The following is a 12,491-nucleotide window of genomic DNA, read 5'->3' on the forward strand; positions in this document are numbered from 1 at the left end:
CTCCTACTTTTGTGCCACAAAAAACCAACGGGTGCTAGTTTCTGTAGGCTCCTTGTCTTCAAAGTCCGCAAAGAGTTTGAAGGATTTGAAACCAGCCTGTTCCAGCAAGATATCATAGGTCAAGACCTCGTAAGTTCGTTCCTCATGTACCTCATCATGACGGCTAAAGGAACCATCTGCCTCCTTGACAAAGAAGGTCAGTTCATGCACGATGGAGTGAGGAGCATCGTCCTCATAGGTATCCCAAAGCATGGCAAAGTCTTCGGCGTTTTCATGGTAGGAATAGCCTGGGAAGACCTCATCTGTCTGGTAAGTCGAATGCACATCAAAGATAAAGACCCCATCCTCATTGAGAGCATTATAGACTTCTTTAAAGACATCCCCTACTTCCACTTCATCCTGCATGTAACAGATTGAGTCCGAGTAACACGTGACAAAGTCGTATTGACCAGCCTTGGATAAATCCAGCATATTGCCTTCAATGAAATCAATCTTTTGCTTGGCTGAAGCCGCTCTCTTTTCGGCAATCTTCAACATATCCGCACTCAAATCAAGTCCAGTCACATCAAAACCCGCTTGAGAAAAGCGCACAGACTGGATCCCTGTCCCGCAAGCAAGCTCCAATAGTTTCTTTCTGTCCTTGGTTTTAGGTAAATGACGCAGAGAAAAGTCCGTCCATTTGTCGTATAAACTATCATCCATAACCGCATCATAGACCGCCGCAAAAGTTTCATAAGTTGCCATAATCATGATACCAAGAGCCCCATGGTAAACACCACTAGCCCTTACCTTTCTAACAATTTTCTTCTAACATAAGCAAATAAAACCCAGTTGATTACAACTGAGTTCATCTTCTATGCTAAGGCTTCTGAAATGTCTACAGAATTTGCCTCATGCCATAGTTTTTCGAGGTTATAGTGGGCACGCATTTCTTCTGAGAAGATATGCACTACGACACCACCGAGGTCTAATAGGACCCAGCCTCCAGCTGCATCGCCTTCAACATGGCTACCTTTAAAGCCAGCTTCAGCTACTTTTTCACGGATATTATCAGCGATAGCATCCAACTGACGACTATTCATAGAACTAGTGATGACAAAATAGTCAGTCACACTAGTCAAATCTTGTACATCAAGTGCGAGGATATCCTCTGCACGTTTCTCATCAGCCGCTTTCACGACTAGTTCTAGTAATTCTTTTTCGTTCATTTAATCCTCTTTCTAGAAAATATGTTTGTAATCTAGGACATCTGCAAAGCGCTCCTCCCAAATGTCCTCATAAAATTCATTTATCGTTTCAGCTGGAATGTCATCCCCATCAAACGTTGTGCAAGTTCCTTCTGGAATAATAAGCTTATAGCCATATTCAAAAGCAACCTTGACAGAGGTATCCACACAATATTCTGTCTGCATACCACATAAAACTAATTTTTCAATCCCCTGTTTATCCAAGTATTCTTTTAAACCAGTTTCTTTGAAAATACTGTTATACTTCTTCTGAAAGACCTTTTCATTAGGTTTTCGACTTAAAAGCTCAGATAACTGCCAATCTTCTGATGTTTGAGCTTCAGAGTTCTCAATATGTTGAACATAGATAATTTCGATATTCTTGCTTCTAGCCTGGTTTTGTAAATAAGAAATTTTTTCCAATAGACTTTTTGTCTGAAACCCAGTTTCCACTAAAATATTCTGAACATCAATGATTATAAAAGCCGTCTTCATTTAGTCCTCTTTCAAATAGTGCACAAAGGCGTTATAGGTTTCAAGGGTTTGGGGATAGATGGGGAATCCCTGATGAGCTAAATGCTCTACTGTGTGAGCTGTCTCGTAGGCCACCGCCTTATTGAGTGATAGTTCAGCAATCTCACGCGCCTGCTCCACTCCTGGAAAGGCACGATTGTGCTCGATGTAGTCTGCGACGTAGATAACCTTATCAAGGTCTGTCATCTGACTAGCTCCAACTGTATGGATTTCTATTGCACGCAGAATTTCAGAGTCTTGCAAGTTCAAATCTTCCTGAATTTTGTAGATACCAACCATACCATGCCAGACATTATTACCCCAATTTTTGAGGTCAGGATCTAGCTGATATCGATCAATCAAGTCTAGAAACTCTTGATCTGATAGCTTTTTAGCATAATCATGAAGTAGCCCTGCTAGACCTGCTTTCTCGGCATCCACTCCGAATCGTTCTGCAAGTTCAATGGCTGCGCGCTCTACACCCAAACAATGGGTTAAGCGTTTTTCGGGTAGAAGCTCTGCCATTTTTTTCAATAATTCTTCACGGGAACAGTTGATATAGTCTTGGTATGCCATCAGTAAAGTCCTTCTTTCTCAATGTAATCTAACACTGGCTTTGGCAAGAGAAAGTTAGGTGTTCGTCCTTGGGCAATGAAGTCACGTACCATACTAGATGAAATATCCATGAGGGGCACATCCACCCAGATGACTGGATAAGAAGTCCCTGCCTTGTAGCGTGGGCGCTGAACCCCCACAAACTGAACCATATCAACCAGCTCATCAATTCTATACCATTTGGGTAAATAGTCTACCATGTCAGCGCCAATAATAAAGTAATAATCGGTATCTGGATTTTTCTCTGTCAAAATCTTCATGGTGTCGTAGGTGTAGGAAACACCCTTACGCTCTAGCTCAATAGTCTCAATAGCTAAACCTTCAATTCCGTCAATTGCCAATTCAAGCATCTTGAGGCGGTGGTGTTCAGAAATGGTTTCCTTTTTGTCTACGTGAGGCGGTTGATACTCAGGCATGAGCAGAACTTGATCCAATCCCAACTGCTGACGTACTTGGTCTGCCACGATCAGGTGGGCATTGTGAACAGGGTTAAAATTTCCACCTAGAATTCCAACTTGTTTACGTTTTTTATCCTTGATTTCTGGCTCTAACTCCACTTTTGTAAAAGGAGTTAATAGTTCGATTGCCATAGGCTAATCTCCTTTAGTCTTCTGTAAAAACAGTTTTTTTGGAGTATATTTTTAGATTTCTTTAACTTTTTTAGAAATCTTGCGATTTTCTTTCTTGCTTGATTGCTTATACAAAATCAAGATACGGCCGATCTTTTGGACTGTATCCACACCGATTTCTTCTTCCAAGATTTCAGCTACTTCGTGGATGTTTTCATCTGTGTTTTGCAAGAGCGTGACTTTAATCAATTCGCGGGCGTCAAGAGCCTGACGGACGCTGGTTTTGATTTGGTCGTTGAGACCATTTTTCCCGATTTGGATAATGGGTTTGAGGGTGTGTGCCTGGCTGTTGAGGAAGGCACGTTGTTTTGATGTTAATGACATAATTCATTTAAAAGAGTTTCTTTTTATACTTTTCTGAAGTGGTGACGGACGTCAGCAAAGTCCTCTGGACTTTCATGACTAAAATTTGAGCCTAAGGTCTCAAATTTTAGTCAGTTGGTACAATCACTTGTACCAACTAACACCACGGCGAAAAGTATCTTCTATGAGCTCGCAATGCTCGCCTTTATAAAGACAACCCTTTCCTTTCTATGTTTAAATAATTGCTTTTCGTGTGACGACTGCGACGCCTTCTGGGGCCCAGACGGCGACTTTGGCAGTTCCCGTCACACGGATCCAGCCTAGTCCTGAGATAACGAGGTCTGTCTTATCCTTGATAGTAAAGACATGTTGGACCAGTTTTGGAAAATCTTCTTTTTCCTTGCTATTTGGTGGTGTAAGGAGGGTTCCTAGATGCTTGTCGTAAAAGGCACTAGCGCCTTCAAGCTTGGTACGATGAAGTTTGAGTTCATTGTCAAAGAAAGCTGTAAATCCTTGCTTTTCTCCTGCAATGAAATCAAATCGTCCTAAGCCACCTAAAAATAGGGTTTGTTCAGGGTTTAGCTGATAGGTTTTTGGCTTGATTTCCTTTTTAGGGCTGATATACTTGAGATTTTTGGCCGTCAAGTAGTGAGCCATCTGGTGACGATGGATAATTCCAGGCGTATCGTAGATATAAGAACCATCATCGAGCGGAATTTCAATCTTATCTAGAGTTGTCCCTGGGAAACGTGACGTTGTGATGACATTTTGGTCACCCGTAATTTCCTGGATAATAGCATTGATAAGGGTTGATTTCCCCACATTGGTCACACCAACTACGTAAACATCACGTCCCTTACGGTAGTGCTCAATTTTATCAATGACTTCCTTAATGGCATGCTTATTTTGCGCTGAAGTCAAGACAACATCGAATGGACGAAGACCCTCCTCATGGGCACGTTCCATGAGCCATTGACTAATCTTGCCTGGTTTAACAGACTTAGGCAGAATATCTTTTTTATTCCCAACCAAGAGCACATCATTGCCCGATACAAAACGTGGCAAACCTGGGATGACAGAACCATTGAAGTCAAAGATATCAATGACATTTACTACCAAGGCATCACTGTCCCCCACCTCGTGCAAGAGTTTGAGGAAATCATCATCCGTTAACTGAACATCAGTGATTTCATTGTAGTGACGAAGACGGAAACAACGCTGGCAATAAACTTCTCCAGTTTCCAAACCTTTTTCAAGTGCTGACTGAGGTGTAAAACCTAAACCAGTCTTATCTTCCGTCTGAATGATTGCTCCACAACCAATACAGAGAATTTCTTCCATAATTAGATTCCTTTTTTATATGTAATCGGTCCGTACTTTTCAGCGATTTTTCTCATGACACGACGCTCACGCGCTCGGTTAATCTGAGTCTTAATAGAGTCGTGCTGGACCAAGGGTTTAACCAAAATCGAGCGAATGCCTGCTCGGTGGGCTGCTCGAATATCCGTCATCAGCTGGTCGCCTACCATGACCACTTGGTCTTTTTCATAGTGGAAATGTTTCATGGCACGGTTAATTCCTAAAGTAAAGGGCTTCAGTGCCCAATAAACATAGTCAATATCAAATTTTTCAACTGCTCGTTTGACACGTTTGGGAGTATTGTTAGATACCACAATGATACGTATCCCAGCATCGCGCAGATCATGCAACCATTGCTTCATCTCTACTGTTCCATCTGGATTATTCCAAGCAATCAGGGTATTGTCCAAATCAACCAAAACAGCCTTGATCCCTTGCTCCTGCAGGCTTTGGACTGTCAGATCATAAACTGCTTCCACAGCAAAATCTGGCATATAATTTTCAATCGCCATTCTGGCTCCTTTTCTTTCTATTTTTTAGTTTCTAGCAATTTTCTTTAGATACTGAGCCAAGATTGCCCATAAAATTAAACTAGCAATCAAAATATATATCCAGGCATTAGGCTCTTCTGTAAATGGCAGAGGGACATTCATTCCGAAAAATCCTGTAATGACTGCAAGAATGGCTAGCAAAACTGAGATAATGGTCAAGGTTGTCAAATTATCATTCAGATTGTTGTTTAGGATATTATTGTAAGATCCTGAGAGTTGTTGTAAAACCTGGGAAATCAAATCTGTCATGGACACCAACTGATGAGCTTCAATCATAGCATCATCAAACTGCTCTCTTTCCACTTCGTTAAAGTTCCGATAAAGCGCATGTCCCTGGATATGCTCCAAGAGGAGGCGATTTTGTTTAGCCGCAGCTGTCAAGTAAACCATACCAGTTTCCAAGTCAGAGAGGGCAAAGAGATTTTTTTTAGTGGTTGTTTGACGCAACAAGGCACTGATTTCATCCTTACTTTTATCCATCTGTTCAATGACAGGATAATAGGCATTGCTAATAAGCTCTAAACCAGCAAATAGAAACTTGTAGATTGAAATGATTTCATGATTTTCAAGATAGCCTAGCATCTGATCAATGACATAAGCGTTCTTATGATTGCTGATGGTAATCATTCGTTGTTTTTCCACGATAAAGGTCATAGGAATGGCTTCATAGTATTCCTTGTCCCTTTCTAAGTCAAGAACGTTGTAGATAAAGGTCACTGTCCCATTCTCACGGTTATAATCCATGTGGGCCCGTTCGTTTCTATCCAGCGCATATTCGATGGTTTCTTTATCCAATCCATAGATTTCAGATAAATCTTCAAGATTTTTGATGATTTCCACATCTAGATTAATCCAGGTGCAACCATTCCCTAACTGCTTATCTAAAAACATCGTTTCTCCTTTACCAAACTCTTTCTATTGTACCATAAATCAAGTAAAATTTCAGTTCTCTTCTTTTCTTGAAAAATTGCTAACCACAGTAATATTGCGGTTAGGAACAAAGTGAAGGGCTTGGTCATCACTTCTCAGTTGAGTCGTTCGAATTCCGACACTAACTACTTTTCCTGATACAGTAATAGGCCCATTGGTCAAAACAACTTCATCTCCTACATCCAACTGGCGTTCAAAGAGAATAAAGAAGCCATTGATGACGTCTGATAGAAAACCTTGTGCCCCCATACCGATAGCCACCCCAGCAATCCCCGCACCTGCAAGCAAGCTAGAAACAGGCAACCCTAAAATAGACAAGATACAGTAAATCAAGAAGAAATAAAGCGTGTAGTTGAAAATATTTTCAAGCAAACGAGAAATAGTCTTTTGTCTACCTGCATCTCGATTTGAAAACTTAAGTGACGGTTTAACAATCTTTCCTACAGCAACATGGAGGAACTTTTTAGCTATATAAAATAGAAGGATAAGAAGTAGAAGAGAAATCACCTTGGTCAAGAGATTTTCTAATACAGTTGTTAGATCTAATTTATCCAAATAACGTTGAAAAAATTCTTGCATATAAAACTCCTTTTCTATCCATTATACCATAAATCCTTCCCAGCCATCCTTTTCATAAATATTCATTTATTCTAATGAAACTTATAACTCACTTGCTTTTCAAGCATATTTATACTATAATCATAAACAATACACAAAAAAGGAGACCTCTATGAAAAGAATCATTCGTGCTTGGAACAAAACAAATTTGATCAAACGTATTGGAATCGGAATGGTCTTGGGAGCAATTCTAGGTCTACTCTTTCCTAATCTAACTGGTATTGGTTTATTGGGAGATTTATTTGTAGGAGGACTAAAAGCTATCGCTTCTATCCTGGTTTTTGCTTTAGTCGCTAACGCCCTTTCCCAACACCAAAAAGGCCAAGATAGCAATATGAAAAGAGTCATTTTCCTCTATTTGCTGGGGACTTTTGCTGCGGCTCTTGTAGCAGTTATGGCCAGCTTTCTCTTTCCTGTTCAGATGGTCTTAAGTAGCGCTAGTACTGAAGTTTCTCCTCCAGATGGTATCGGTCAAGTCCTTAGCAATCTCCTACTAAAAGTCGTAGACAATCCTGTCAATGCCATCATCGAAGCTAACTATATCGGAATTTTATCTTGGGCTATCGTCTTTGGAGTTGCCATGCGAGAAGCTAGCAAAAATAGCAAGGAGCTACTCAAAACAATGGCCAGTGTGACTTCAAAAATCGTCGAATGGATCATCAACCTTGCGCCCTTTGGTATCCTGGGCTTGGTCTTCAAAACCATCTCAGACCAAGGTATCGCTAGTTTAGCAAATTACGGAATCCTACTCGGACTTTTGATTGCCACTATGGTTTTCGTTGCCCTAGTGATCAATCCTCTGATTGCTTTTCTCTTTATCAAGAAAAATCCATATCCCTTGGTGTGGAAATGCTTGCGTATCAGTGGCGTTACAGCCTTTTTCACCCGAAGTTCCGCTGCTAATATCCCTGTTAATATGAAACTCTGTGAGGATCTAGGTCTTAATCCAGATACCTATTCTGTCTCAATCCCCTTGGGATCAACCATCAATATGGCTGGGGCTGCTGTTACCATCAACATCTTAACCCTAGCAGCTGTCAATACTCTAGGAATCTCAGTTGATTTTGCAACAGCCTTTGTACTCAGTATCGTTGCAGCCATCTCTGCCTGCGGTGCTTCAGGAATCGCCGGAGGTTCACTCCTACTTATCCCAGTTGCCTGCAGTCTCTTTGGGATTACCAACGATATTGCTATGCAGGTTGTGGGTGTTGGTTTCGTTATTGGTGTTATTCAAGACTCTTGCGAAACAGCCCTCAACTCTTCAACAGATGTCCTCTTTACAGCAGTAGCAGAACTTTCCTCTGCTCACAAAAAATAATCTAGACAAGCCTTTTTAGGGCTTGTTTTGTCTGGTTTCTATCATTCATTATAGGAAATGTCTCATGTCTATCACCCAACGTACTTTTAAACTCGTTCTGGCAACCTGTTTGGCCTGTGTTCTAGCCTACTTTCTCGATTTATCTTCAGCAGTGTCAGCTGGTATCATTGCCCTTTTGAGCTTGTCTGATACTCGTAGAAGCACTATAAAACTAGCTCGTAATCGTTTATTCTCTACCCTTCTTGCTCTTTTCATTGGTGTCCTTTCCTTTCACCTGACTGGCTACCATATCTGGAGTTTCGGTCTCTATTTGGCCCTCTATGTTCCCCTTGCCTATAAATTCGGCTGGGAAATTGGCATTACCCCGAGTAGTGTCCTGGTCAGTCATCTCTTGGTTCAGAAGTCTACATCACCAGATCTGCTAGTGAATGAGCTCCTCCTATTTCTTATTGGTACGGGATTTGCCTTGACTGTCAATCTCTATATGCCTTCTCGACAAGAAGAAATCCATCTCTATCATCTCAAGGTAGAAGAAAAACTCAAACACATTCTACAACGTTTTGAATATTATCTTGGAAAGGGCGATGGCCGCAACCGTGCTCAACTCGTTGAGGAACTGGATCAGCTTCTTGAAGAAGCTCTCAAACTGGTCTATCTTGATCACTCTGACCATCTCTTTCATCAGACCGACTATCATATCCACTATTTCGAAATGAGACAGAGACAGAGTCGCATTCTTCGCAATATGGCCCAGCAAATCAACACCTGTAATCTAGCAGCAAGCGAAAGCCTAATCCTTGCCCAGCTATTTGCTAAAATTGCGGATCAACTCAGTCAGACCAATCCAGCCAACGATCTATTAAATGATATTGAAAGCTACCTGCAGGTATTTCGCAATCGTAACCTCCCTAAAACAAGGGAAGAATTTGAAACACGCGCAACATTGCTTCAACTCCTGCGCGAATTGGAAAACTTTATCCAACTGAAAGTTGACTTCTATCAACGCTATTCTGAAGAAAAAAGCAATCTATCTTAATCAAAAAAACTTCTATCAGCCAACTAGTTGCTAATAGAAGTTTTTATTATTTTAGGATTCGAATTGATGATTAGTGTTTTTTTCGAATCGACATGAGACTGATATCTCGCAAACTAAAGTAAGCAAGGACCAGCATGGCTACTGTGATAAAGAATTCTGTTGGTAGCTGAAAGATTTGTAGGATGGACAACATGATCAAAATCACGAGGGAAACGAGACCAAAAACAAGAATTACAATATTAACTGTTCCCTTGATACTTTGAGGTGTCGCAAATATGTAGAGTAAGAGTAATAAAATCCCTATGATTAAATAGACCATTTTCTGCTCTTTCTAGCTCTTATTCAGCTGATTTTTTCTTTTTGTTTGCTTTCTCACGCTCTGCCTTGTTAAGGATTTGTTTACGCAAACGAATAGATTCAGGCGTTACTTCCATGTATTCATCATCGTTCAAGAACTCAAGTGATTCTTCAAGAGTCAAGATACGAGGAGTCTTGATAACCGCTGTTTGGTCCTTAGTTGCTGAACGAACGTTAGTCATTTGTTTTGCTTTTGTGATGTTAACAGTCAAGTCATTTTCACGAGAGTTTTCACCGATAATCATTCCTTCGTAAACCTCAGTACCTGGGTTAACAAAGATTGTTCCACGTTCTTCGATAGACATGATAGAGTATGTTGTTGCCTTACCAGTATCGATAGAAACAAGTGCACCACGGTGACGTCCACCGATTTCACCTGGAATCAATGGCAAGTATTGGTCGAAGGTATGGTTCATGATACCGTAACCACGAGTCATTGACAAGAACTCAGTTGAGTATCCAATCAAACCACGGGCTGGAACAAGGAAGACCAACCGAGTTTGACCATTACCAGTTGAAATCATATCCAACATTTCACCTTTACGTTCAGAAAGACTTTGGATAACAGATCCTTGGTACTCTTCTGGAGTGTCGATTTGAACACGTTCAAATGGCTCACATTTAACACCATCGATTTCTTTTACGATAACTTCTGGACGAGATACTTGAAGTTCATATCCTTCACGACGCATTGTTTCGATAAGGATTGACAAGTGCAATTCTCCACGTCCTGAAACCGTCCATTTATCTGGTGAATCAGTTGGGTCAACACGAAGAGAAACGTCTGTTTGCAATTCCGCCTGCAAGCGTTCTTCTACCTTACGAGAAGTGACCCATTTACCTTCCTTACCAGCAAATGGTGAATTATTAACTAAGAAAGTCATTTGAAGAGTTGGCTCATCAATATGTAGGATTGGAAGAGCTTCAACTGCATCTGTTGGAGTGATGGTTTCACCAACGAAGATATCTTCCATACCTGATACGGCAATCAAGTCACCAGCTTTGGCTTCTTGGATTTCACGACGTTCCAAACCAAAGAAACCAAAGAGTTTTGTGACACGGAAGTTCTTAGTTGTACCATCCAATTTAGAAAGGGTAACTTGGTCCCCAACCTTTACACTACCACGGAAGACACGTCCGATACCGATACGACCTACGAAGTCGTTGTAGTCAAGAAGTGACACTTGGAATTGAAGGGGCTCATCTGAGTTATCAACTGGAGCTGGAATGTGGTCGATAATAGTGTCAAAGATCGGCGCCATAGTCTTTTCTTGGTCTGCTGGATCATCTGACAATGAAGATGTTCCGTTGATCGCTGACGCATAAACAACTGGGAAGTCAAGCTGGTCATCATCCGCACCAAGCTCGATGAAAAGTTCCAAGACTTCATCTACTACTTCTGCTGGACGAGCTGATGGCTTATCGATTTTGTTAACCACAACGATAGGCACAAGGTCTTGTTCCAAGGCTTTTTTCAATACGAAACGAGTCTGTGGCATGGTTCCTTCGTAGGCATCTACGACCAAAACAACACCGTCAACCATTTTCATGATACGCTCAACTTCTCCACCGAAGTCCGCGTGCCCTGGTGTGTCCATGATGTTGATACGAGTTCCGTTGTAGGCAACTGCTGTATTTTTCGCAAGGATGGTAATTCCACGCTCTTTTTCAATATCGTTTGAGTCCATTGCGCGCTCTGCCAACTCTGTACGCGCGTCAAGAGTTTCAGATTGTTTCAACAATTCGTCAACAAGGGTAGTTTTACCGTGGTCGACGTGGGCGATAATCGCGATATTACGGATATCTTCTCTTAATTTTGTCATGATTTCCTCTATTGTATTCAAAAATTTATTTTCTAACTGAACGATTATACCACAATTTTGAGCAAATGACTTAACTCAAGTAAGTGTAAATGTTTTCAAAAGATCAATATTCTTTATAAATTGAAATTCAGTAGAAAAGGTATCTTAAAATAATGTACTAATATTACGAAAAATAATACAGCTAATGGTTTTCCCATCGGACTTGGTTACTTTTTATAATAGTTGTATTCTTCATGGTATTGGTAGCTATAAATCATACTCTTCGAAAATCAAATTCAAACCACGTCAGCGTCGCCTTACCGTACTCAAGTATAGCTTGCGGCTAGCTTCCTAGTTTGCTCTTTGATTTTCATTGAGTATCAGCCCGTACTCCTTGTCCATTTGACAGATTTCAGTGTGGCTAAAAATATATTTTCATAGCAAAACACCCCAAATAATTAGACTTTATATCTAAATTTTGGGGTGCAGTTCAGTTTCTACCAATATTCCTTCAAAAAATATAACCAAATGAAGTTTGATATATCTTTGCAACTCCTCCTACTACATATTTTCTAGCATCATTTTCCCACCACGGCAACACTTCTTCTTTCAGAATTTCTAAAAATAGCTCCTTCGAAACAAGATCATCCGCTAAGAAAGAATTATAATTGTCAAATACAAAAGCATATTTATCTGCTTTCAACCATAAGAAAGTAGGTATCCAATCTATTGTTTTAGTTAACTTTTAATAACTGATAAAAACTTAAAACTCTTCACAGATAACTTCAATATCTTTATCTGAAATATCTGGATTATATTTTAGGATAAATTTTTTTATATTATTTATATCCTCATCTGTCATATATTCAACTTGGAACTCAATAATAAAATCGACTATATTTTTATTTCCTGAAATAATAATTATAGCATCCTTAAAAAACTTTCCTAAAAATATTTGTCCTACATGTAAATATCCTGTAGATGGACTAGAAAAATACTGCCCCCATTTTATATCATTTGAATAGTTTATATCCTGTTTTTTATAATAAAAATGAGAATTAATTATCTGCTGACTAATATCTAACAATTTCAACAATCTATCTATAATGGCTAAATCTACTACCGCTATTCTCAATTCAATGTTTACCATAATTTCATTCCTATTTATCAATAAATCCCTTGAAAGAACCATCCATATTTAATCTCATCCCCCGTCCATCAGGTAATTTTTTCT

16 protein-coding genes are annotated in these 12,491 nt (G+C 40.0%); 2 read left to right on the top strand and 14 right to left on the bottom strand.

The genetic code is table 11. From position 1 onward, the window contains the following. Positions 1–3: 3 nt before the first annotated feature. The 10 genes from AXE83_RS08145 to AXE83_RS08190 form a co-directional block, all read right to left on the bottom strand. On the bottom strand, positions 4–744 hold the full coding sequence (locus AXE83_RS08145; protein ID WP_049549289.1) for a class I SAM-dependent DNA methyltransferase: 741 nt from the start codon (positions 742–744) through the stop codon (positions 4–6). Positions 745–854: 110 nt separating this feature from the next. Beyond that, a complete protein-coding gene (gene rsfS / locus AXE83_RS08150) occupies positions 855–1,208 on the bottom strand; it encodes a ribosome silencing factor (protein ID WP_049503418.1) in 354 nt (117 codons plus the stop codon). 12 nt (positions 1,209–1,220) lie between these two features. Then, complete coding sequence (locus AXE83_RS08155) at positions 1,221–1,721, bottom strand: cysteine hydrolase family protein (protein ID WP_060956090.1); 501 nt, start codon at positions 1,719–1,721, stop codon at positions 1,221–1,223. Continuing rightward, the gene (gene yqeK / locus AXE83_RS08160) at positions 1,722–2,315 is read right to left on the bottom strand and encodes a bis(5'-nucleosyl)-tetraphosphatase (symmetrical) YqeK (protein ID WP_060956091.1); all 594 of its coding nucleotides are present in this window, start codon (positions 2,313–2,315) and stop codon (positions 1,722–1,724) included. After that, a complete protein-coding gene (locus AXE83_RS08165; protein ID WP_060956092.1) occupies positions 2,315–2,944 on the bottom strand; it encodes a nicotinate-nucleotide adenylyltransferase in 630 nt (209 codons plus the stop codon). Before AXE83_RS08165 ends, yqeK begins: the two co-directional genes overlap by 1 nt. A 51-nt stretch (positions 2,945–2,995) precedes the next feature. Continuing rightward, positions 2,996–3,307 (bottom strand): ribosome assembly RNA-binding protein YhbY, encoded by a 312-nt coding sequence (gene yhbY, locus AXE83_RS08170; protein WP_000060171.1) that lies wholly within the window; start codon positions 3,305–3,307, stop codon positions 2,996–2,998. Positions 3,308–3,520: 213 nt separating this feature from the next. Then, on the bottom strand, positions 3,521–4,627 hold the full coding sequence (yqeH, locus tag AXE83_RS08175; RefSeq protein ID WP_060956093.1) for a ribosome biogenesis GTPase YqeH: 1,107 nt from the start codon (positions 4,625–4,627) through the stop codon (positions 3,521–3,523). 2 nt (positions 4,628–4,629) lie between these two features. After that, the gene (locus tag AXE83_RS08180) at positions 4,630–5,157 is read right to left on the bottom strand and encodes a YqeG family HAD IIIA-type phosphatase (protein WP_049503426.1); all 528 of its coding nucleotides are present in this window, start codon (positions 5,155–5,157) and stop codon (positions 4,630–4,632) included. A 24-nt stretch (positions 5,158–5,181) separates the two neighbouring features. Beyond that, positions 5,182–6,087 (bottom strand): magnesium transporter CorA family protein, encoded by a 906-nt coding sequence (locus tag AXE83_RS08185; RefSeq protein WP_049508908.1) that lies wholly within the window; start codon positions 6,085–6,087, stop codon positions 5,182–5,184. Between the two features lie 51 nt (positions 6,088–6,138). Next, positions 6,139–6,705, bottom strand: a complete 567-nt coding sequence (locus tag AXE83_RS08190; RefSeq protein ID WP_001154834.1) for a mechanosensitive ion channel family protein — start codon at positions 6,703–6,705, stop codon at positions 6,139–6,141. A gap of 151 nt (positions 6,706–6,856) precedes the next feature. Here AXE83_RS08190 and sstT point away from each other — a divergent pair, with 151 nt between their 5' ends. Then, positions 6,857–8,062, top strand: coding sequence for a serine/threonine transporter SstT (gene sstT, locus AXE83_RS08195; protein WP_060956094.1), 1,206 nt, complete (start codon positions 6,857–6,859; stop codon positions 8,060–8,062). Positions 8,063–8,126: 64 nt separating this feature from the next. After that, a complete protein-coding gene (locus tag AXE83_RS08200; RefSeq protein ID WP_060956095.1) occupies positions 8,127–9,098 on the top strand; it encodes an aromatic acid exporter family protein in 972 nt (323 codons plus the stop codon). Between the two features lie 70 nt (positions 9,099–9,168). Here the strand turns inward: AXE83_RS08200 and AXE83_RS08205 are convergent, their stop codons facing one another. The 4 genes from AXE83_RS08205 to AXE83_RS08220 all read right to left on the bottom strand — a co-directional run bounded on the left by AXE83_RS08205 (position 9,169) and on the right by AXE83_RS08220 (position 12,407). Continuing rightward, complete coding sequence (locus AXE83_RS08205; RefSeq protein ID WP_060956096.1) at positions 9,169–9,417, bottom strand: DUF3165 family protein; 249 nt, start codon at positions 9,415–9,417, stop codon at positions 9,169–9,171. Positions 9,418–9,436: 19 nt separating this feature from the next. Continuing rightward, positions 9,437–11,278, bottom strand: a complete 1,842-nt coding sequence (typA, locus tag AXE83_RS08210; protein WP_060956097.1) for a translational GTPase TypA — start codon at positions 11,276–11,278, stop codon at positions 9,437–9,439. A gap of 490 nt (positions 11,279–11,768) precedes the next feature. After that, on the bottom strand, positions 11,769–11,960 hold the full coding sequence (locus AXE83_RS11435; protein ID WP_060956098.1) for a hypothetical protein: 192 nt from the start codon (positions 11,958–11,960) through the stop codon (positions 11,769–11,771). 60 nt (positions 11,961–12,020) lie between these two features. Then, the gene (locus tag AXE83_RS08220; protein WP_060956099.1) at positions 12,021–12,407 is read right to left on the bottom strand and encodes a hypothetical protein; all 387 of its coding nucleotides are present in this window, start codon (positions 12,405–12,407) and stop codon (positions 12,021–12,023) included. Positions 12,408–12,491: the final 84 nt, after the last annotated feature.

The sequence above is a fragment of the Streptococcus sp. oral taxon 431 genome, assembly GCF_001553685.1.
GTDB lineage: Bacteria > Bacillota > Bacilli > Lactobacillales > Streptococcaceae > Streptococcus.

Coding starts and splice junctions, on each gene's coding strand:
- AXE83_RS08180 (WP_049503426.1), bottom strand. CDS start 5,157: ATGGCGATTGAAAATTATATGCCAGATTTTGCTGTGGAAGCAGTTTAT.
- sstT (WP_060956094.1), top strand. CDS start 6,857: ATGAAAAGAATCATTCGTGCTTGGAACAAAACAAATTTGATCAAACGT.
- AXE83_RS08190 (WP_001154834.1), bottom strand. CDS start 6,705: ATGCAAGAATTTTTTCAACGTTATTTGGATAAATTAGATCTAACAACT.
- AXE83_RS08165 (WP_060956092.1), bottom strand. CDS start 2,944: ATGGCAATCGAACTATTAACTCCTTTTACAAAAGTGGAGTTAGAGCCA.
- rsfS (WP_049503418.1), bottom strand. CDS start 1,208: ATGAACGAAAAAGAATTACTAGAACTAGTCGTGAAAGCGGCTGATGAG.
- yqeH (WP_060956093.1), bottom strand. CDS start 4,627: ATGGAAGAAATTCTCTGTATTGGTTGTGGAGCAATCATTCAGACGGAA.
- AXE83_RS08145 (WP_049549289.1), bottom strand. CDS start 744: ATGGCAACTTATGAAACTTTTGCGGCGGTCTATGATGCGGTTATGGAT.
- AXE83_RS08185 (WP_049508908.1), bottom strand. CDS start 6,087: ATGTTTTTAGATAAGCAGTTAGGGAATGGTTGCACCTGGATTAATCTA.
- yhbY (WP_000060171.1), bottom strand. CDS start 3,307: ATGTCATTAACATCAAAACAACGTGCCTTCCTCAACAGCCAGGCACAC.
- AXE83_RS08200 (WP_060956095.1), top strand. CDS start 8,127: ATGTCTATCACCCAACGTACTTTTAAACTCGTTCTGGCAACCTGTTTG.
- AXE83_RS08205 (WP_060956096.1), bottom strand. CDS start 9,417: ATGGTCTATTTAATCATAGGGATTTTATTACTCTTACTCTACATATTT.
- yqeK (WP_060956091.1), bottom strand. CDS start 2,315: ATGGCATACCAAGACTATATCAACTGTTCCCGTGAAGAATTATTGAAA.
- AXE83_RS08220 (WP_060956099.1), bottom strand. CDS start 12,407: ATGGTAAACATTGAATTGAGAATAGCGGTAGTAGATTTAGCCATTATA.
- AXE83_RS08155 (WP_060956090.1), bottom strand. CDS start 1,721: ATGAAGACGGCTTTTATAATCATTGATGTTCAGAATATTTTAGTGGAA.
- typA (WP_060956097.1), bottom strand. CDS start 11,278: ATGACAAAATTAAGAGAAGATATCCGTAATATCGCGATTATCGCCCAC.